This is a genomic window from Bacillus sp. FAU20, assembly GCF_056033865.1.
On sequence record NZ_JBVYHY010000024.1, the window covers coordinates 162370 to 182500 of the forward strand.

Annotated in this window: 24 protein-coding genes; 12 read left to right on the forward strand and 12 right to left on the reverse strand. The window is 36.7% G+C overall.

Annotated features, from left to right (window positions below; genetic code table 11):
- Nucleotides 1-51: 51 nt before the first annotated feature.
- Nucleotides 52-939, forward strand: coding sequence for a UTP--glucose-1-phosphate uridylyltransferase GalU (gene galU / locus AC0OM3_RS21175; RefSeq protein ID WP_002181028.1), 888 nt, complete (start codon nucleotides 52-54; stop codon nucleotides 937-939).
- A gap of 47 nt (nucleotides 940-986) precedes the next feature.
- Here the strand turns inward: galU and AC0OM3_RS21180 are convergent, their stop codons facing one another.
- Together AC0OM3_RS21180 and AC0OM3_RS21185 are read right to left on the reverse strand one after the other, a co-directional pair.
- Nucleotides 987-1580, reverse strand: a complete 594-nt coding sequence (locus tag AC0OM3_RS21180; protein WP_001252162.1) for a biotin transporter BioY — start codon at nucleotides 1578-1580, stop codon at nucleotides 987-989.
- Nucleotides 1581-1630: 50 nt separating this feature from the next.
- Entirely contained in the window at nucleotides 1631-2374 is a 744-nt protein-coding gene (locus AC0OM3_RS21185; RefSeq protein ID WP_474212959.1) for a DUF3298 and DUF4163 domain-containing protein, read from the reverse strand.
- Nucleotides 2375-2469: 95 nt separating this feature from the next.
- On the opposite strand from AC0OM3_RS21185, the gene AC0OM3_RS21190 reads away from it, so the two are divergent.
- Complete coding sequence (locus AC0OM3_RS21190; RefSeq protein WP_001140613.1) at nucleotides 2470-2853, forward strand: hotdog fold thioesterase; 384 nt, start codon at nucleotides 2470-2472, stop codon at nucleotides 2851-2853.
- Between the two features lie 39 nt (nucleotides 2854-2892).
- Here AC0OM3_RS21190 and AC0OM3_RS21195 read toward each other — a convergent pair whose 3' ends face one another.
- Together AC0OM3_RS21195 and AC0OM3_RS21200 are read right to left on the reverse strand one after the other, a co-directional pair.
- On the reverse strand, nucleotides 2893-4269 hold the full coding sequence (locus tag AC0OM3_RS21195) for a glycine--tRNA ligase (RefSeq protein ID WP_474212961.1): 1377 nt from the start codon (nucleotides 4267-4269) through the stop codon (nucleotides 2893-2895).
- A gap of 347 nt (nucleotides 4270-4616) precedes the next feature.
- Complete coding sequence (locus AC0OM3_RS21200; RefSeq protein WP_000553307.1) at nucleotides 4617-5330, reverse strand: DNA alkylation repair protein; 714 nt, start codon at nucleotides 5328-5330, stop codon at nucleotides 4617-4619.
- 117 nt (nucleotides 5331-5447) lie between these two features.
- On the opposite strand from AC0OM3_RS21200, the gene AC0OM3_RS21205 reads away from it, so the two are divergent.
- Nucleotides 5448-5915, forward strand: a complete 468-nt coding sequence (locus AC0OM3_RS21205) for a hypothetical protein (RefSeq protein WP_000390061.1) — start codon at nucleotides 5448-5450, stop codon at nucleotides 5913-5915.
- A gap of 79 nt (nucleotides 5916-5994) precedes the next feature.
- Here AC0OM3_RS21205 and AC0OM3_RS21210 read toward each other — a convergent pair whose 3' ends face one another.
- On the reverse strand, nucleotides 5995-7320 hold the full coding sequence (locus AC0OM3_RS21210) for an ArsB/NhaD family transporter (protein ID WP_000545232.1): 1326 nt from the start codon (nucleotides 7318-7320) through the stop codon (nucleotides 5995-5997).
- Nucleotides 7321-7610: 290 nt separating this feature from the next.
- On the opposite strand from AC0OM3_RS21210, the gene kapD reads away from it, so the two are divergent.
- The gene (gene kapD / locus AC0OM3_RS21215; protein WP_000344356.1) at nucleotides 7611-8234 is read left to right on the forward strand and encodes a 3'-5' exonuclease KapD; all 624 of its coding nucleotides are present in this window, start codon (nucleotides 7611-7613) and stop codon (nucleotides 8232-8234) included.
- A gap of 42 nt (nucleotides 8235-8276) precedes the next feature.
- On the opposite strand, the gene kapB is transcribed toward kapD, so the two are convergent.
- On the reverse strand, nucleotides 8277-8660 hold the full coding sequence (kapB, locus tag AC0OM3_RS21220) for a kinase-associated lipoprotein KapB (RefSeq protein WP_001209329.1): 384 nt from the start codon (nucleotides 8658-8660) through the stop codon (nucleotides 8277-8279).
- 164 nt (nucleotides 8661-8824) lie between these two features.
- Here kapB and AC0OM3_RS21225 point away from each other — a divergent pair, with 164 nt between their 5' ends.
- Together AC0OM3_RS21225 and sodC are read left to right on the forward strand one after the other, a co-directional pair.
- Nucleotides 8825-9001 carry a hypothetical protein gene (locus tag AC0OM3_RS21225; protein ID WP_000982757.1) on the forward strand — a complete coding sequence of 59 codons (177 nt, stop codon included), beginning with the start codon at nucleotides 8825-8827 and terminating at the stop codon, nucleotides 8999-9001.
- 68 nt (nucleotides 9002-9069) lie between these two features.
- Nucleotides 9070-9609, forward strand: coding sequence for a superoxide dismutase [Cu-Zn] (gene sodC / locus AC0OM3_RS21230; protein ID WP_061884705.1), 540 nt, complete (start codon nucleotides 9070-9072; stop codon nucleotides 9607-9609).
- Between the two features lie 97 nt (nucleotides 9610-9706).
- Here the strand turns inward: sodC and AC0OM3_RS21235 are convergent, their stop codons facing one another.
- Entirely contained in the window at nucleotides 9707-10858 is a 1152-nt protein-coding gene (locus tag AC0OM3_RS21235; protein WP_001175810.1) for a MalY/PatB family protein, read from the reverse strand.
- Nucleotides 10859-10975: 117 nt separating this feature from the next.
- On the opposite strand from AC0OM3_RS21235, the gene AC0OM3_RS21240 reads away from it, so the two are divergent.
- Nucleotides 10976-11227 carry a YugE family protein gene (locus tag AC0OM3_RS21240; RefSeq protein ID WP_000537632.1) on the forward strand — a complete coding sequence of 84 codons (252 nt, stop codon included), beginning with the start codon at nucleotides 10976-10978 and terminating at the stop codon, nucleotides 11225-11227.
- A 118-nt stretch (nucleotides 11228-11345) separates the two neighbouring features.
- Here the strand turns inward: AC0OM3_RS21240 and AC0OM3_RS21245 are convergent, their stop codons facing one another.
- On the reverse strand, nucleotides 11346-12185 hold the full coding sequence (locus tag AC0OM3_RS21245) for an alpha/beta fold hydrolase (protein WP_001015217.1): 840 nt from the start codon (nucleotides 12183-12185) through the stop codon (nucleotides 11346-11348).
- A 109-nt stretch (nucleotides 12186-12294) separates the two neighbouring features.
- Complete coding sequence (locus AC0OM3_RS21250) at nucleotides 12295-13287, reverse strand: 2-hydroxyacid dehydrogenase (protein ID WP_003303178.1); 993 nt, start codon at nucleotides 13285-13287, stop codon at nucleotides 12295-12297.
- 266 nt (nucleotides 13288-13553) lie between these two features.
- Here AC0OM3_RS21250 and AC0OM3_RS21255 point away from each other — a divergent pair, with 266 nt between their 5' ends.
- The 3 genes from AC0OM3_RS21255 (at nucleotide 13554) to yugI (ending at nucleotide 15837) form a co-directional block, all read left to right on the forward strand.
- Nucleotides 13554-14051, forward strand: coding sequence for an Lrp/AsnC family transcriptional regulator (locus AC0OM3_RS21255; RefSeq protein WP_000255696.1), 498 nt, complete (start codon nucleotides 13554-13556; stop codon nucleotides 14049-14051).
- A complete protein-coding gene (locus tag AC0OM3_RS21260) occupies nucleotides 14048-15238 on the forward strand; it encodes an aminotransferase (protein ID WP_000808532.1) in 1191 nt (396 codons plus the stop codon). The genes AC0OM3_RS21255 and AC0OM3_RS21260 overlap by 4 nt, the downstream gene beginning before the upstream one ends.
- Nucleotides 15239-15492: 254 nt before the next feature.
- Nucleotides 15493-15837: a S1 domain-containing post-transcriptional regulator GSP13 gene (yugI, locus tag AC0OM3_RS21265; RefSeq protein ID WP_000003764.1), complete on the forward strand. Its 345-nt coding sequence runs from the start codon at nucleotides 15493-15495 to the stop codon at nucleotides 15835-15837.
- Nucleotides 15838-15946: 109 nt separating this feature from the next.
- On the opposite strand, the gene AC0OM3_RS21270 is transcribed toward yugI, so the two are convergent.
- A complete protein-coding gene (locus AC0OM3_RS21270; RefSeq protein ID WP_000105788.1) occupies nucleotides 15947-16180 on the reverse strand; it encodes a DUF378 domain-containing protein in 234 nt (77 codons plus the stop codon).
- A gap of 276 nt (nucleotides 16181-16456) precedes the next feature.
- Between AC0OM3_RS21270 and AC0OM3_RS21275 the strand changes: the two genes are divergently transcribed.
- Complete coding sequence (locus tag AC0OM3_RS21275) at nucleotides 16457-17809, forward strand: glucose-6-phosphate isomerase (protein WP_000103654.1); 1353 nt, start codon at nucleotides 16457-16459, stop codon at nucleotides 17807-17809.
- Between the two features lie 107 nt (nucleotides 17810-17916).
- Complete coding sequence (locus AC0OM3_RS21280; RefSeq protein WP_000612342.1) at nucleotides 17917-18330, forward strand: YugN-like family protein; 414 nt, start codon at nucleotides 17917-17919, stop codon at nucleotides 18328-18330.
- On the opposite strand, the gene AC0OM3_RS21285 is transcribed toward AC0OM3_RS21280, so the two are convergent.
- Nucleotides 18317-19312, reverse strand: a complete 996-nt coding sequence (locus AC0OM3_RS21285) for a potassium channel family protein (protein ID WP_474212967.1) — start codon at nucleotides 19310-19312, stop codon at nucleotides 18317-18319. The genes AC0OM3_RS21280 and AC0OM3_RS21285 overlap by 14 nt on opposite strands.
- 95 nt (nucleotides 19313-19407) lie before the next feature.
- On the reverse strand, nucleotides 19408-20088 hold the full coding sequence (locus AC0OM3_RS21290; RefSeq protein WP_000386685.1) for an MgtC/SapB family protein: 681 nt from the start codon (nucleotides 20086-20088) through the stop codon (nucleotides 19408-19410).
- Nucleotides 20089-20131 lie beyond the last annotated feature (43 nt).

A 20131-nucleotide genomic window follows, 5' to 3' on the forward strand; every position in this document is an offset into this window, starting at 1 on the left:
TATGTAGGAAATGATTGCTATTGATTCCGACAGGAGAGAGGGTATTTTGTGATGAAAAAAGTAAGAAAAGCGATAATCCCAGCAGCTGGATTAGGAACACGTTTTTTACCAGCAACGAAAGCAATGCCAAAAGAAATGTTACCGATAGTAGATAAACCGACGATCCAGTACATTGTAGAAGAAGCAGTGAAATCGGGTATCGAAGATATTATTATTGTTACTGGTAAAACAAAGCGTTCTATCGAAGATCATTTTGATAACGCATTTGAACTAGAACAAAACTTATTAGAGAAGAAAAAATATGAGTTGCTTGAAAAAGTACAAGCTTCTTCAAAAATGGTAGATATTCATTATATCCGTCAAAAAGAGCCGAAGGGACTAGGACATGCTGTTTGGTGTGCGCGTAAATTCATTGGTGATGAGCCGTTTGCAGTGTTACTAGGTGATGATATTGTCCAAGCTGAGAAACCGTGTTTACGTCAATTAATGGATGAGTATGAAAAAACACTTTCTTCTGTTATTGGTGTACAAACTGTTCCAGAGTCGGAAACACATCGCTATGGAATTATCGATCCATTAGAACAAGAAGGTCGTCGTTACCAAGTCCGCAATTTCGTTGAGAAACCAGCACAAGGTACAGCTCCTTCAAACTTAGCAATTATGGGTCGTTACATTTTAACGCCTGAAATCTTTATGTTCTTAGAACAGCAACATGTCGGTGCTGGTGGTGAAATTCAGTTAACAGATGCAATCCAAAGCTTAAATGAAATCCAACGTGTATTTGCTTACGATTTCGAAGGAAAGCGCTACGATGTAGGTGAAAAGCTAGGATTCGTTCAAACGACAATCGAAATGGCCCTGCAACACCCAGAATTACGTGATGACATGGTTGCAATGATGAAGAAAATTTTAGAAGAACAAGCGAATCAAGATTCATAATAAAAAAATGAGTTATTTCAGTATACTGAAATAACTCGTTTTTTTTATTATGAAATCGTTGAATGAGAATGCTGATAAGCAGAACGACGCACAGCATAGTATATGCGAGGTGCGATAATAGCACCGATAATTGTAAATGCAATATCTTTTACTGCAAACCACATCATAATCATCCAAGCAGCTTTATAGCTCATATTACCGTCCATAAAGAGATTGACTGCCCCGTACATGTAAGTAGTACCGATTATATAAGTTAAAATAATTCCTGTGAAAGAGGCAATTGCAAATGTAATGAATGTTGGTCTTTCTTTTTGTTCTACTAGTTTTCCCGACACATAAGCAACGATAATAAATGCGATAATAAAACCACCAGTAGGATCTAAAAGTGCTCCAAATCCAGCCTTGAAGTTAGCGAAGATTGGTGCGCCGGCTACGCCAACGAGCATATATACAGTCATGGATAAGGCACCAAGTCTACTTCCAAGAAGAAGACCTGCTAAAATTGCGAAAAATGGTTGCATAGATAATGGGATGCCTGCTACTTGAAGGAATGGTGCCCAAGATACAATATTTGCACCGATGGCCATAAGAGCAACGAACATGGCAGCTAATGCTAAATCTAAAACATGAAATCTCCTCATAATGTTAACCTCCTGTTGTTTTTAGGTTAACATTATCGTAGCGAAAATATTTACTTGTTGTCAATCAAAATATTTTGATAAGAAGGCTTTAAATAGTCTCTTAGCAACGTATATGGAATACGAAATTGCGGAATTCCACTTGAATAGGGAGCAATCTCATATAAAGGGAAATAAATGACGAGATTGTCTGGCTCTAAAAAGAAGTGAAACTTTTTCATACTCATTACCTTTTCAGTTGCATCAGGAAAATAAATGCTTTCATTTTGTTTAATTTGTCGTACAATCTCTGCAAGGATTACATCTTTATAATTATCCTTTTGTTGAAACAAATCGTCTAAGTGCAGTACCTTTTTTTCGTTTAAATCAAATGTATTTGCCTTCCACGTATAAAGACCGTGTGCTCCGCCAGTATATTGATAGTAATTCACATATAGGCTAAGGAAAGGTGGTTTGTTTAAAGAGACTTTATAATCAACATTTGCTACGTACGGATGAAATGGTGTACTAGATCCTTCTGTCTCTTTATAATATTTTTTTGCTTCTTTTTCTAATTTGTTTTTAAATTTGTCGGTGGATTTTTTGTAGTATAAATTGAGTTTGTTTTGAAATTTAGAGTCAGAAAAGTTGTGAAAAGAAGGTCTATTTATTTGATATTCTATATAAGGTTTCTTACCTTTTTGCGTTACAGTCTTAACATCGATTGTCAGGTTAGATGCTTTGGCTGTTATTGCACAATTTGGTACAATAGTCAGCAAGGAGAACATAAGCAGTAATATACAAAATTTCTGTTTCATTTAGGTGAAGCCTCCTTATATAAGTTTTATAAGTAGTTTGAAAATAAATAGGTAAAATTATACATTTAATTAAAGTAAGAGAAGGGGGAAGCGATATGGCAAAAACTTTAATGGATTCACTTGGAATTGAGTTGTTAGAGATGACAGAAGATAAGGTGGTTGCTACGATGCCTGTTGATGAGCGTACGCATCAGCCGTTTGGATTTTTACATGGCGGTGCATCGGTTGCATTAGCGGAAACAGTGGCAAGTGTTGGTTCATACAATTTAATTGATCAAGAAAAATGTATTTGTTTCGGATTAGAAATTAATGCAAACCACATTCGTTCAAAGAAAGATGGAATTGTAACAGCGATCGGAACACCGATACATAGAGGACAATCGACAATGGTTTGGGATGTTCGCATTATTGATGAAAATGATGATTTATTATGTATATCAAGATGTACAGTAGCAATTAAAGAAAAACGTGAAAATTAAAAAAGAGGCGCTCTTATGAGCAGCCTCTTTTTCTTATAATTAGAACTGGATTTTCTTCTCTAAGAAACCTTTTAGTTCACTAATTGGCATACGAACTTGTTCCATTGTGTCACGGTCACGTACTGTAACAGCTTTGTCTTCAACTGAGTCGAAGTCGTATGTGATACAGAATGGTGTACCGATTTCGTCTTGACGACGGTAACGTTTACCGATAGAACCAGTTTCATCAAAGTCTACCATGAAGTCTCTAGCTAATTCTGCGAATACTTCAGTAGCACCTTCAGATAGCTTTTTAGATAATGGTAAGATAGCTGCTTTGTATGGTGCTAAAGCAGGGTGGAAACGAAGAACTGTACGAGAATCGTTTTCTAATTGCTCTTCTTCATATGCATCACATAAGAATGCTAATGTTACGCGGTCTGCACCTAAAGATGGCTCGATGCAGTATGGTACGTAACGCTCATTCGTTTGTGGATCGATATAATTAAAGTCTTCGTTTGAGTGTTCCATGTGACGTTTTAAGTCGAAGTCTGTACGAGATGCAACGCCCCAAAGTTCGCCCCAACCGAATGGGAATTTGAATTCAATGTCAGTTGTTGCATTACTGTAGTGAGATAACTCTTCTTCACCGTGGTCACGAAGACGCATGCTCTCTTCAGTCATACCAAGTGAAAGTAACCAATTTTTACAAGTTTCACGCCAGAATGCGAACCACTCTAAATCTTCACCAGGTTTACAGAAGAATTCAAGTTCCATTTGTTCGAATTCACGTGTACGGAATGTGAAGTTACCAGGTGTGATTTCGTTACGGAAACTCTTACCGATTTGGCCGATACCAAATGGAAGCTTTTTACGCATAGAGCGTTGAACGTTTTTGAAGTTTACGAAAATACCTTGTGCTGTTTCAGGACGAAGGAAGATTTCGTTTGTGCTAGACTCTGTAACACCTTGGAATGTTTTGAACATTAAGTTGAACTGACGGATTTCAGTGAATTCTTCACTACCGCAATCAGGGCATTTTACTTCATGTTCTTTCATTAAGTCAGCCATTTGGTCGAAAGTAAGACCGTCAACAACCATTTCGATGCCTTTTGCATCTAAAGCATCTTCAATTAATTTGTCAGCACGGTGACGAGCTTTACATTTTTTACAGTCGATCATTGGATCGTTGAAGTTACCAACGTGACCAGAAGCGATCCAAGTTTTAGGGTTCATTAAAATAGCTGCGTCTAAACCAACGTTGTGTGGAGATTCTTGAATGAATTTTTTCCACCAAGCTTTTTTAACGTTATTTTTTAATTCGATTCCAAGTGGACCGTAATCCCAAGTGTTTGCAAGACCACCGTAAATTTCAGAACCAGGGAAAACAAAACCGCGATGTTTCGCTAAGTTTACAACTTGTTCCATTGAATACATAAGAAAATCCTCCTTTTGAAAGTTAACGTATTGGCGATGACATACTCTGATACTTTGGAAACGAGCAGTATATGCTAAAAAGAACATAAAAAAAACGCTCATCCCAAGGCTTATTTGCCTAGGGACGAGCGTTTGCCCGCGGTTCCACCCTAGTTGATACACAAAAGGTGCATCCACTTTATCATGTATTGCTCAGGACTGCCGTTTCCTTGCGGCTTCAGGCTTTCACTATCCCTGAATCGCTTTTTATGCAAGTACTTATAAGTCCGTCATCGCTACTTATATTAATAATAATGAACATATTCTAACACGTTCTTTTTTAAATCTCAATAGAGGAACACGTCTATCTATGATAGAGTCTCGCCTATTTTTTCATTATTTATTCCGTAATTTTGCTTAATATGCTTAATTGCTTCACGCTTACTTAATGGAGCGAGCTCATTGTTTTGCACGTATTCCCAAACTACATCCGGATTTGTTTTTGCATATTCACGAAGGACCCAGCCAATCGCTTTTTGAATGAAAAATTCTTTTGAAGAATGTAGTTGTCCAATAATCCAGAAAAGAAGTTCTTCATCCATCTTTTGTTTATATTTTAGTTGGAATAAAATAGTGGCACGTTGTAACCATATGTTATCTGATGCAATCCATTTTGGAATATAGGCAGAAATTAATTCTGGATGTTTTAAAAAGATATCGCCTAAAAATGTAGGGACGATGCTATCGACAGAGTCCCACCAAGATTTTGTGACAATCAGTTCTTCTAAGAAGGGGATATGAGTTTCGTTTATATGCTTTTTATATTTTTGCATAATATCAAGTGCGGCCGCTTGGAATTCACGTTCTGTTAAGTCCCAAAGCTCACGTATGATAATTTGGAAGTCTTTTGGATCTGGGAGAGTATGTATTTGAATGATGTCTTTTAATAATTGACGTCTTTCCGGTGTTTGAATACCTAGAAAGGGGAAGTGATTTTTCATATAACGAGCCATAGGTTCTGCTTTTTCAGGATTTTGATGAGCTGTAAAATGCTCTTGTAATGCTTTTACAAATGGATGCATAGGTGTTGCTCCTCTCTTATTCTCTTTCTTTTCTTATTATACAAAGAGTTTGGATAAATTTTAAAACATAACTTGCAATGTAATGAAATATGTTGAAAGTAGAGAGGAGAGGATAAGATGGAGGATCAAGGCGTATTAGCAGGTTTCTTTGCTCTTAGTTTTGCGTTTATTCTTGTTATATTGATTTGGGCAATTATTTCATATTTGTTAACGGCTTTTGCACTTTATTCGATGGCGAAAAATGATGGTGCAACGGACGGGGTGCTTGCGTTTATTCCGTTTTTGAATAGTAAGACGTGGGGTGACTTAGCGAAAGATAAATTACCAGATTTTTTGAAAGAAGAAGCAGGGTGGAAAGTATTCGGCATATACGTTGCATGTTTTATTTTTAATTTCGTACCAATTATAAGTTTACTAGCAACAGCTGTATCGATTGTATTGTCCATTTACCTTATCTACGCTATTTTAGACAGATACGGAACGAACTCTATATTATTTACGATTATTCATGTAATCACATTTTCGGTATTCTTACCGATTCATTTATTTATTATTCGAAATGAACCGGTGAGATATAAAGAATAGATTTTTCGTTTTTGTTGATAAGTCGATATATTTTATATATAAGTAAAAAAGCGCCCTGATTATCAGAGCGCTTTTTCTACTACATAAGGTAGCGTAAATAAATATAAATGTGAGAAATGATTAATGAAACGATCATAATTGGGAAACCGACTTTTAGGAAGTCCATGTAACTAAATTTATGTCCTTCGCGGCTCGCGATACCTGCAACGATTACGTTAGCAGAAGCTCCGATTAACGTTCCGTTTCCGCCCAGACAAGCACCTAGTGCTAATGCCCACCATAATACATCGATTTGTGCGTCAGATGGTGATAAGCCTAGCCCAACTGCCATATCGTTAATAAGTGGAATCATTGTTGCAACGAATGGGATGTTATCAATTGTTGCAGAGGCGATACCAGATACCCATAAAATAAGGATGGATGCGTAAGAAATATCTCCGCCTGTTATACCGATTACTTTTTGAGCTAACATTTTGATAAGACCGATATCGATAAGTCCTCCAACAAGTACGAATAGCCCTGCGAAGAAGAAGATTGTTACCCACTCTACGCTTGCAAATACTTCCTCAATTTCGTGCTCTTTCACACCAATTAACATAAGTACAGTAGCACCAGTTAAAGCGATGATAGCTGCATCAACGTGGAAAATCGAATGAGTCATGAAACCTACAATTGTAAGTCCAAGTACTGTTAAAGATTTTTTCATTAATACTGGATCTTTAATGTATTGTTTTTCATCTAGGCTCATTAATTTTTTAACTTGTACAGGATCGGCAATTAATTGTTTGCGATACATAAAGTAAAGTATTATCGCTGTAACTGCAATAATAATAATTACGATTGGTGCTAGATTCAATAGGAAAGCATTGAAGTCTAAATGCTTATTGGCAGAACCAATCATAATGTTAGGTGGATCACCAATTAATGTTGCTGTTCCTCCAATGTTTGAAAAAATAATTTCAGAAAGTAAATAAGGAACAGGATTTACTTGCAGTATGCGCGTAATAGATAAAGTAACTGGAACAACAAGAAGTACAGTTGTAACGTTATCTAAAAATGCGGAGCCAAGCGCGGTAAGTAAGGAAAGTGAAATTAAAATTTTAATTGGATTTCCTTGAGCTCCTTTTGCTGCTTTAATAGCAACGTATTGGAAAACACCTGATTTACTCGTAATGTTCACCAAAATCATCATACCGATAAGTAACGTAATCGTTCCCCATTCAATATGTTTCGTAAAGGCGTTGTGTAAATCGACGACTCCCACAATTACCATGAGTGCTGCACCAAGAAGTGCGATGACAGCACGATTAATTTTTTCAGAAATAATAATGGCATATGTAATTAAAAAGACTGCGATAGCAAAATAATACTGCCAGTTAGCGAGTTCTTGCGTTGTTTCGTGCAAAAATCTCATCTCCTTTCATTCACTTTTTCTTAGTGTGTCAAAAATGTTCTAGAAGAAACACACATAACGTCATTATAAAGTAGGAAAATGGCGGATGTAAATGAAAGGGGGGATTTTGTCATATTTTCTGCATAGGTCATTTTTTCTTATTTTTTAAAATATTTGTGGGCATTTGACATATATATAAGATACATCCAATCTGAATATTTAAAATGGAATTAGCATTCGAGCTTGTTCGTGTAGGAGTGTCAAATAGAAAGGAATGACAAAAATGATAAGGAAGGGATCGTATGGATGAACAACGATTTTTATTTTTAGACTTTGAGTTTACGATGCCCCAGCATAGAAAGAAACCGAAAGGATTTTTTCCGGAGATTATTGAGGTAGGACTCGTTTCAGTTGCTGGCTGTAAGGTAGAAGATACGTATTCATCACATGTCAGACCGAAAACATTTCCCTCTTTAACGGATCGATGCAAGAAGTTTTTAGGAATAAAACAAGAAGTCGTGGATAAAGGGATTTCATTTCCTGAACTCGTTAAGAAGCTTGCAGAATACGAAACGAAATGTAAACCGACAATTGTAACGTGGGGAAATATGGATATGAAAGTGCTGAAGCATAATTGTGAAATGGCAGGGATAGCTTTTCCATTCTTCGGGCAGTGTCGTGATTTATCGCTTGAGTATAAGAAGTTTTTTGGAGAAAGAAATCAAACAGGATTATGGAAAGCAATTGAGGCGTATGGAAAAGTAGGGACAGGGAAGCATCATTGTGCGCTTGACGATGCGATGACGACGTACAATATTTTTAAACTAGTAGAAAAAGATAAAGAGTATTTAGTAAAACCAGCACCTCCAACGTTAGGGGAACTCGTTGATTTTTCAAAAGTGTTAAAGAAAGTGAGCACACAGTAACGACCAAATTGCACAGTATGTAATTTGGTCGTTTTGTTTTTTTTAAAGTTTGTAGTCCTTTTTTAACTGTTCTAATGTTTCTAGACTACGAACCGCAAAAGGTGAATCATCTTCAGAAAATGAATTCATTTGAGTTTCCAATGCTAATTTTAGTGACTCGGTATAATCCGGAATTTCTCCTTCATATTTCTTTACCATTTGCTCTGGAATGTTCGTTTGCTCACGATAAGCTAAAGCGCGTCTTTCGTGGAAAAATGGCACGTCAGCTTGTTTTACGTTATGTAAGTCACCTTGCACCGGATGTTTTAAAACAGCTAATACTTTTACGACATAACTACCAGGACGGCTATTTGTAATTTCGCCTATGTATTTTCCTGTTTTATAAATACCAGTAACGATTTCGCCAATTTCAAATGTTTCTCTCATATTTTTCACCTCAAGTTTATAGTAAGGAAAGTACGGGAAGGAGTCAAAGAAATCATTCGTTTTCAGAACGCCTCTTGAGAATATGGATAGGTTCCACTATAATTTAAAATGATATAACAGAAAATTCTGATGTTTTATAAATCCTATAATAAGGAGTGTTCTATATGATGCCTTTATATTTTCCGGAAGATAAAACAGAATATATTATTCCAGGGATTGTTTGCGTTCTATTTATTATCGGTGCTATTGCCACATGGCGCATGTTTATTCGTGTATCAAAAAGAGAAGCAGAGCGATTACAGAAAGTTGAAGAAAAACTATTAGCTGAAAAGAAACAGTAACGCATTTTTGTATGTTTCCCTCTATGCTCGGACAATCTAAGGGCAGAATATATTTTGGAGGGAATAGAATGAAGAAACGGCTTTTTTTCAGTTGTTGTTTATTATTTCTGATGGCAGGTTGTGACCAAGGAAAGCCGAAAGAAATTGAAGTGAAATTACATAATGCTTCAGGAGATGAAGTAGGGACTGCGAAAGTAGTTCAACAAACAAGTGGAGTGAAAATTACGATTAAAGGGGAAGGTTTCACGCCAGGACCACACGGACTACATGTACATGAAATCGGAGAGTGTAAGGCACCTCGTTTTGAATCATCTGGGAATCATTTTAATCCCGATGATAAAAAACATGGTCTTCTTAATCCGAAGGGTGCAGAAAACGGTGATTTACCGAACGTAGTTGCAGACGGTTCTGGAAAGATTAAAGCGGAAATCGATGCACCCCACATTACAATTGAAGAAGGAAAAACGACGATTCATAGAAAAGATGGAGCGTCTATTATTATTACAGAAAATCCTGATGATGGTATGACACAGCCGACAGGTAAATCAGGGGATCGAATTGCTTGTGGCGTAATTGTAAAAAAAGCATCGGATATGAAGAAAAAATAAAAGCTACCGTGAATGGTAGCTTTCTTTGTGAAATGTAATTGAAAAGATATTGATAAAGGAGGTTGTCCAAAATAATTGGAGATAGCCTCCTTTCTTATTATGAAAACGTATGACGCAGTCTGTTCAAAATTTCTTCTAAAACAGATCGTGGACAGCCGATGTTAATTCGAATATGTTCTTCGCCACCTAACCCGTATTTCTCACCAGGTTCAACAATGATTTTTCCTTTTTCCTCAAGTAGTGCGGTACGCTCGTTTTGAGAAAGCTTTAGACGAGAACAATCAATCCATAATAAAAAGCTACCTTCAGGCTTCGTTACGGAAAGAGCAGATATGTGAGTTTTAATATATTCACAAGCAAATTGAGCATTATCTTCTATATATAATCGAATTTCGTTTAGCCAATCATTACATTCTGTATAGGCACTTCGCATCGCTGTATAAGCGAAGATATTTAACCCGTGGAAGCCTTGTCTATACTGGATAGCTGTAAAGGCGTGACGGAGTTTTTCGTTTGGAATGATAATAATCGACGCTTGTAATCCAGCGATATTAAATGTTTTACTTGGAGCCATACAAGTGATAGTGCGCGCTGCTAATTCTTCAGATAAGGAAGCGAACGGTGTATGTGTATGGTCTGCATAAATGATATCGGAATGAATTTCATCCGCGACAACGATTACGTTATATTTAGTACATAACGATCCGAGCTGCACAAGTTCCTCTTTCGTCCAAACGCGTCCGATTGGGTTATGAGGGCTACAAAGAAGCATGAGTTTGACGCCTTGCTGAAACTGCTTTTCTAAATGCTCGAAGTCTATCACATATGTATCATTTTGTTTCTGTAATGGACTCACACATAACTGCCTATTATTTGTTGTGACCATTTCGAAAAATGGAGGATAAATAGGTGGTTGTACGAGAACGGATTCGTTTTCTTTTGTAAAAGCCTGTATGCTCGTACTAAGAGCTGGAACGATCCCTGCACTAAAGACGATCCATTCTTTTTGAATGTCCCAGTCGTATTGTTGTTTTGTCCAGTTACAAATAATATCCCCAATATTTTCAGGGGGAAGTGTATAGCCAAAAATCGGATGTTCGATCCGTTGTTTTAAGGCAGTTTGAATTGGTTTTGGTACTTCAAAATCCATATCAGCAATCCAAGCATGGATAAGTTCTTCGTTTTTATATGTATCCCATTTTATACTATGCGTTCCACGTCGATTGATTGCTTTATGAAATAGTTGCATAAGTTTGCCCCCTTCTTCTGTAAAACCAATAAGTTACGAAAGTTCTCTCTCTTCTTATAGAATAGCTGATGTGATAGGATAAAGAAAAGTATTAAAAAGTGAAAAGGCGGGAAGCGAATGGGTACATATGAAAAGATGATAGAGGTTGTGAAGAATTGGGATCCGTTTCAAATGGGACCGGAGTTTTATGAAACAGAAGCGAGCGATGTTGTGAACGTCGCAAGTGTGTTTGATGATCCAAAATACATCGCAAAGAAGATTCAACATATATACTTTATGTCTTTTGAGGAAGTACCTGCGCTTGAAAAATGTGAGAAGTTAGCTGTGGAATTACTTGTAATAAAAGAAGGCGGAAGTTGTTCATTATAGGCTGTCGGAATTTCCGACAGCCTTTTTTATATTATCCCGCTATTTGCTTGGTAGTAAGACCCCACCTCAAAATTCAGCGGAAGCAAAGAAGTTAGGTCGGACTAATTAAATTTTCACTTTATTGCGCGGAAAAAGCGATAATTTCTTCATAAACATGTTTAGGCTTTTCTTCAGGTAGTAAATGTCCTGTATTTTCGTAAGAAATAAATTTTGAATTCGGTAAATCTTTGTGTAGACGATGACCTACATGTACAGGGACGACGCGGTCTTTTTCACCCCAAATGAGCAAGATAGGTGTTTCGATTTTTTGTAATTCAGTTGAAGATAAGTCACCTTCACGGTCTCGTATCATGCGAGTTAAAGCGGGAAATATACGGTCGTCATAAAAAGGAGCGGAGTAACCTTTTTTCATTTCATCGTCAATTAATGAGTGATCATGAACGACATTCATTAAGTTATGAACGATGCCGCGCCTAATAATCCAGTTCTTTACGTATAAATGAAAGAACGGTAAATAAGAAGAGTATAGTAAAGGTAAGGTTGCACGTGCTAAATAGCTAGAGCTGCATAGTAAAATCGTCTTTGAAATGAGTTCAGGACGTATACGGTTTACATAGAGAGAAATTTGCCCACCCATAGAATGTCCAACTAATACAATGTTTGAGAGAGATAAATGTTCAATTAAATCAATAATAATCGTTGCTAAATTATGATAAGAATACTTAAACAGATGAGACTTATCACTTTTTCCGAACGGTGGTAAATCAAGAGCAATGACTGTTCCTTCCTTCGATAGTAAAGGAATGAGGCGGCGGTAACTGAATGAGGAAGATAAAAAGCCGTGAACTAGTACGAAAGTAGGACGTTCTGTTTTATTATCATGTTCATACAATTCGTAATGAACAGTAGTGCCGCGAGTGGAAAAAGTGAAATAAGGACAAGTATATTCATGATTCATTTTTTGTCACTCCATTGATTTTTGTTCATATCATCTCCAAGGAAGAAGAAAATATGTTAACAAAAAAAGGCAAGATGACGATGTCATCTTGCCTTTCACTTATTCCGTATTACCCGCGCACAATATTAGGCGGTGTTTTTCCTTGTAATCCTGCAACTAAATTTTCAGCGGCGGTCATAGCCATTTGCTGACGAGTTTTTAATGTTGCAGATCCGATGTGTGGTAAAGTCACAACATTTTGTAATGATAAGAGTGGATTATCTTTTTGAATCGGCTCTTGTGTAAATGTATCGATACCTGCTGCAAAGATTTTCTTTTCTGTTAAAGCATGGATTAACGCTTCTTCATCTACTGTTTTGCCGCGAGAAGCATTAATGAAGATTGCTGTGTCTTTCATTAATGAAAATTCCTTTTCTCCGATAAGGTGATATGTTTCATCTGTTAATGGAGTAAGAAGAACAATAAAGTCAGACTGCTTCAGTAGCGTCTGTAAATCACAATATGTAGCATCGAATTTTTGTTCAGCTTCTTCTTTACGACGGCGGTTATAGTAAAGAACATTCATATCAAATCCGAATTTTGCTCGTTTTGCAACGGCTTCTCCAATTCGGCCCATACCGATAATACCAATTGTGCTATGGTGTACATCTAGTCCAAAGTGTTCTTTTCCGATTTCAGCGTTCCATTCACCATTTTTCACGTAAGAATTGAGTTCGCAAACGCGGCGCCCAGCTGATAGCATAAGGGCGAAAACGAGATCAGCTACTGTATCATCTAATACGTATGGTGTATTCGTTCCGATAACATTTCGGTTTTTCATCGCTTGTAAATCAAAATTATCGTAACCGACAGAAATGTTGCTCACTACTTTTAAGTTAGGAGCTACTGTCAGTAATTCTTCATTAATAGCAGATCCGAAATTTAATAACCCATCTTTATCTTGTATTTTCTCTAATAGAATATCACGAGGTACTTTCTCATTTTGATCCCATTTTTCATAATCACAGTGTTTTGATAAATAGTTTTCTACAAATGTTGGAACTGGTTCAGCAATATAAACTTTTGGTTTCACGGTTCCATCCCCTTTCGCTTTATCCCACATTTTTCCGCTGATTAAAGTTTCACTTTACCCCGCTTTAACGGACAGTAAGCCTCTCGCCTCAAAAAGAAGCTCAAGCAAAGAGGTTAGGCGGGATAGCAACTGTCCGTAAAAGCCCGATTGGTGTGGGCTAATAATCAGCGGGGTAAAGCATTCCGCTGATTAAAGTTTCACTTTATTTTGACATAATTCAATAGAAAAATCTTCTTTTCAAACTGGAAAGGGTATTTGTATAATTTAGACACAAACGAAAAGGAAGGATGATTTATATGGTGACAGAAAAAGAATTAGAATTATTAGCTTGTCTTGAAAAGAGTAGTCGATTATCTGTAGATACATTAGCGAAGCTGTTAAATATAGAAGTAGAAGAAGTAAAGAAGATGGTTGCAAGATTAGAAAATGAAAAGATTATTGTGGATTATGTAACACATATTGATTGGACGAAAGTGAAAGAGCATACAGGTTTAACGGCAATGATCGATGTGAAAGTTACGCCAAAGCACGGCGTTGGGTTTGATGCGGTTGCTGAACAAATTTATCGTTATTCAGAAGTGAAATCCGTTTATTTAATGTCAGGAACATATGATCTTTCTATTACATTAGAAGGGAAAACGATGGGGGAAGTAGCGATGTTTGTTTCTGAGAAATTAGCAACAATTGAATCTGTCGTTTCTACAACTACTCATTTCATTTTGAAGAAGTATAAACATGAGGGCGTTATTTATGAAAAAGACGATGATGATAAGCGAATTGTGGTGACACCATGAAGCAATTTGAACTATCTAGATCAGCAGAATCTTTAAAACCATCTGGTATTCGAAAATTTTTTGATTTAGCAGCAAATATGAAAGGTGTTATTTCCCTCGGGGTAGGAGAGCCGGATTTTGTTACACCTTGGAATGTAAGGCAAGCATGTATTCGTTCTTTGGAACAAGGGTATACGTCATATACAGCAAATGCAGGATTATTGGAGCTCCGTCAAGAAATAGCAAAGTATCTAAAAAAACAATTTGCAGTATCTTATGATCCAAGTGATGAAATCATTGTTACAGTTGGAGCGAGCCAGGCGTTAGATGTAGCGATGCGCGCCATTATAAATCCTGATGATGAAGTGCTCATTATTGAACCAAGCTTCGTTTCTTATGCACCACTTGTGACATTAGCTGGAGGAGTTCCGGTTCCTGTGACGACTACGTTAGAAAACGAGTTTAAAGTACAACCAGAACAAATTGAAGCAGCTATTACAGCGAAAACAAAGGCAATTTTACTTTGTTCACCAAATAACCCGACAGGTGCAATGCTAAATAAATCCGAGCTTGAAGAAATAGCAGTGATTGTTGAGAAGTACAATCTAATTGTATTATCTGATGAAATTTATGCAGAGCTTGTATACGACGAAGTATATACGAGTTTCGCGAGTATTAAAAATATGCGTGAGCATACGATTTTAATTTCAGGATTTTCAAAAGGATTTGCGATGACAGGATGGCGCCTCGGTATGATTGCAGCTCCTGTTCAATTTTCAGAATTAATGCTCAAAATCCATCAGTATTCAATGATGTGTGCACCGACGATGTCTCAGTTTGCAGCACTTGAGGCGTTACGCGCAGGGAACGATGAAGTAATTCGAATGAGAGATAGTTATAAGAAGCGTCGTAACTTCATGACGACATCTTTCAATGAAATGGGCTTAACGTGTCATGTGCCAGGCGGAGCATTTTATGTTTTCCCTTCTATATCTTCAACAGGATTATCTTCAGCGGAATTTGCAGAACAGTTATTGCTGGAAGAAAAAGTGGCCGTTGTCCCTGGTAGCGTATTTGGCGAAAGTGGTGAAGGTTTTATTCGTTGTTCTTATGCGACGTCGCTTGAACAACTTATGGAAGCAATGAAGAGAATGGAACGGTTTGTGGAAAATAAAAAAAGGACAAAACGTAATACGTTTTGTCCATAAAAGGGGGGGGAATACTAGAAAGCCATGTGTTAGTAGTCTATCCCAATATTGGAGAATTATACTTCTTTAAGGTAAATTTTTCATGAATTTTGAATGACTTCTGTCATAGTGGTATAATTTACTAATATAAGGTATACGCATTCTAGATAACGTTATCTAGAATGCGTACTAACCAATCGGATATTTAAAATAAATATATCTGCTTTGCTCTCTATAATTGTAGAGAGAATGGTAAACGTATGGGAGTGTTTCATATGTCAGAACAATATACAACAGGAGTGGTTGTAACAGGGAAAGTGACTGGAATTCAAGATTACGGTGCGTTTGTAGCGTTAGATGCAGAAACACAAGGACTTGTGCATATATCTGAAATTACAAATGGATATGTAAAGGATATTCATGACTTTTTAAAAGTCGGCGATACAGTAGAAGTAAAGGTACTTTCAATTGATGAAGAGCACAGAAAAATGAGTTTATCGTTAAAAGCGGCGAAAAGAAAGCAAGGAAGGATTCTTATACCGAACCCATCTGAAAACGGATTTAATACGCTGCGAGAAAAGTTGGCAGAATGGATTGAAGAGTCCGAGTTAACAAAGTAAAAGAGGAACGCATATGAGCGTTCCTCTTTTACTTTATCTTATGATATATATTTGCAAATATGATTGCATGCAATCATATTCGTATGTCGGAGGTGAAAGGACATACTGATTATCGAATTTCGTTTGTTTCTGGGTGCGTACCAAGATTTTCAGATGGTTTAAACAGTAAACCAAGGTTGATAAGCCCAGATATACCAACGATGCCGTAAATAATACGTGCAAGAGCTGAATTTTGTCCACCGAAAATGGCTGCTACTAAGTCAAACTGGAAAAACCCGATTAGTCCCCAGTTCACAGCGCCAATTACAGTAAAGACTAATGCGATACGTTGCAGAGTACTCATGAAAAAGCCCCCCTTTTAATTGTGAAGCATGAGCAAGCGATGAGTTAATTAACTCTTTTATAGAATGGGGTAGTTATGTTGTTTTTATACATAAAAAATGTTCGAAAGACGATGTATATACATCTATACCGAAAAATACGAATTTTTATGCAAAAAATGAACTTTTTCTAAAAAATATATATTGGTTACGTTTACAATGTTTGAATCGCTTGATTTACAACTTCAGTTTCGCTAAAGTGAATACAGAAATACATATCCATAATTGGAGGGAAAAAGATGAGTACACATGTAACGTTCGACTATTCTAAAGCGTTATCCTTCATCGGTGAACATGAAATCACTTATTTACGTGATGCAGTGAAAGTAACACATCACGCAATCCACGAAAAAACTGGAGCTGGGAACGATTTCCTTGGGTGGGTAGATCTTCCGCTTCAATATGACAAAGAAGAATTCGCTCGCATTCAAAAATGCGCAGAAAAAATTAAAAATGACTCTGACATTTTACTTGTTGTAGGTATTGGTGGTTCTTACTTAGGAGCACGCGCAGCAATCGAAATGTTAAACCATTCTTTCTACAACACGCTTTCTAAAGAACAACGTAAAACTCCACAAGTGCTATTTGTTGGACAAAACATTAGCTCCACTTACATGAAAGATTTAATGGACGTATTAGAAGGTAAAGACTTCTCTATTAACGTTATTTCCAAATCAGGTACAACAACAGAGCCAGCACTAGCATTCCGTATTTTCCGTAAGTTATTAGAAGAAAAGTATGGAAAAGAAGAAGCTCGCAAACGTATTTATGCAACTACAGATAAAGCACGTGGTGCATTAAAAACATTAGCTGATAACGAAGGTTACGAAACATTTGTTATTCCGGATGATGTTGGAGGTCGTTTCTCTGTATTAACGCCAGTTGGTTTATTACCAATCGCAGTAAGTGGCTTAAATATTGAAGAGATGATGAAAGGTGCAGCTGCTGGTCATGATGACTTCGGAACATCAGAACTAGAAGAAAACCCAGCTTACCAATACGCAGTCGTTCGTAATGCTTTATACAATAAAGGAAAAACAATTGAAATGCTTGTTAACTATGAGCCAGCACTTCAATACTTCGCTGAGTGGTGGAAACAGTTATTTGGTGAAAGTGAAGGGAAAGATCAAAAAGGTATTTTCCCATCTTCAGCAAACTTCTCAACTGACTTACACTCATTAGGTCAATACGTTCAAGAAGGTCGTCGTGACTTATTTGAAACAGTTCTTAAAGTAGGTAAATCTACACATGAACTAACAATCGAATCCGAAGAAAACGATTTAGACGGATTAAACTACCTTGCTGGTGAAACTGTAGACTTCGTAAACACAAAAGCATACGAAGGTACATTACTTGCACATAGCGACGGGGGAGTACCAAACTTAATCGTCAATATTCCTGAATTAAATGAGTACACATTTGGTTACCTTGTATACTTCTTCGAAAAAGCATGTGCGATGAGCGGCTACTTATTAGGCGTAAATCCATTTGACCAACCTGGAGTAGAAGCATACAAGAAAAACATGTTTGCTTTACTTGGTAAACCAGGATTTGAAGAATTAAAAGCAGAATTAGAAGAGCGTTTAAAATAATAAAAAGCGGCCGTAATCCGGCCGCTTTTTATTATTTCATCGAAAAGTCCATTAGTATATTCAAACTAGAGTGGGTATGCTAAAGAAAAAGTCTAGGAGGGATGGGCTTGATTCCGATTCAATCAAATTTAGAGGGACGTACATATGCGTTATATAAGTTAGAAGAAATAATGAAGCCACTTGGTTATAGCATTGGCGGCAATTGGGATTATGAGAAAGGATGCTTTGATTATAAAATTGATGAAGAAGATGGCTATCAATTTTTACGAGTACCATTTACAGCGGTTGATGGAGAACTAGATGTACCTGGTGTAGTAGTTCGTCTTGGAACGCCGTATATTCTTTCGCACGTATATCAAGACGAACTAGATGATCATGTTAATACTTTAACAGCCGGAACGAGTGGAATGGATCAATTTGCTGAGCCGAAAGATCCAGATGGAGATGTAAAAAGAAAGTATATCGATATTGGGAAAGTACTCATGCAAGAACTAGAAAAACATTTTACTAATGGTGAATAACAATGAGTATGTCGCTTTGAATGAGAACAAAGGAATGAACTGGATTAATCATATATTGTTCGTCGCGCTTTATACCTAGTAAGAGAATGTTTTGCTTTAAAAGAGTATAGCTACAATTTGCAAACGTTTGTCCGGTGCAGGAAGATGGAAGTTCCATCAGTTGTAATTTATTATCAGAGATTTCATTGTAAAGTGAAAATAGTACACCTGAAATGGAAGGGAATAAAAGAGAAGCGGTAAATACATAGCTCGTTAATTTATTTCCTTCTATAATTTCTGATGCGCCAGCTCTCGTTGCATTTTGTATTTGTTCAGAAGTAAGAAGTTCAGCGATGCAGTGAATGTTTGGGTTGAGCCCTTTTGCGGTTAAAATATTTAAAATGGACTGTGTATCAGCTAAGCCTTCGTTTTTTTCTTTATCAGCAGTTATTAATATAGTGTGAGCGGTTGTAATATTAGCTTTTAATAATGTTTGATCGTGATGGGGGCATCCTTTTATAAATTCTAAATGATGAAATGGTTTTGGCAGTAAAGAAAGTGTTTCATCAATTAAAACGATATCCAGGTTAGGTTGTAAGATGTGCATTTGTTTTACAACATGTTTTGCCCGTTCGTTCCAGCCGACAATAATCATATGACTGTTAGAAGTCGCGGCTTCTTCTCCTTTAACTTTCATATATTGTTTATTAATCATATCAGTGGCGAATAGCACCATATAATAAGAACAAAAACCAGTTCCAAATAAAATAATACCCATACCGATAAGTTTGCCGATTAGTGTATGCGGGGCAAAGTCACCATAGCCAACAGTGAAAATTGTAACGATTGACCACCAAATTCCATCAAACCATGTGGTAAAGTGAGATGGTTCTAATCTATGTATAAGAAAGCCGGAAAAAGCAGTAAGTATAATAATAAAACAAATTAAACGAAAAATAATGGAATCACGAAATGTATCTACTAATTTTGGACGGGATTTCAATTGCCAATTCCTCCTTATTTTGCAGGACTACATTCATTGTTGCCATTATAGAAAAAAGAAAAACTCTCTAATTTATAAAGAGAGTTTGTTTTACGTTACATACTTTCCACTTCAGTTTGTTGAACACTTTCAAGATGCTGGAGAGCATAGTAAACATCGGCAGTATGTCTTTTTTGATCGATACATAATTTAAGATGTAAATAATGAGAACCATTTTCTAACGTTTTAAGCTTCATATTCTTCACTTTTATATCCATTTCTTTTATTTCTTCAATTACAACTGGGATATTGTCCATATTTCGCACAACAAGTTTTACTACGATATCACGTTGACGAAATGATCTAGGTCCTACGAATTTCATTGTTAACGGTATAAGTTCAACACTAATCATAAGGAAACACATCCCGAAAATTGCTTCGATATAGAATCCAGCTCCAACAGCAATACCAATACCAGATGCGCCCCAGATCATAGCAGCAGTCGTTAGTCCTGCAATACTATCGTTTCCTCTTCTTAAAATAACACCGGCACCTAAAAAACCGATTCCTGATACAATTTGGGCGGCAAGTCGAAGTGGATCCATATTCATATGATCGGTATGTGGTAAATTGTAAGCTGCTTTAATAGAAACAATCGTCAGGAGGCAACTGATAATAGAAATAACTAAACACGTTTTTAAACCAAGTGGTTTACGTTTTAATTCGCGCTCTAAACCGATGGCGAACCCTAAAATAGCCGAAAGACCTAGTTTGATTAATAAATCGGTATAGTCCATATATATTCCTCCTTGTATGATATCGTATATAAATAAAACGTTT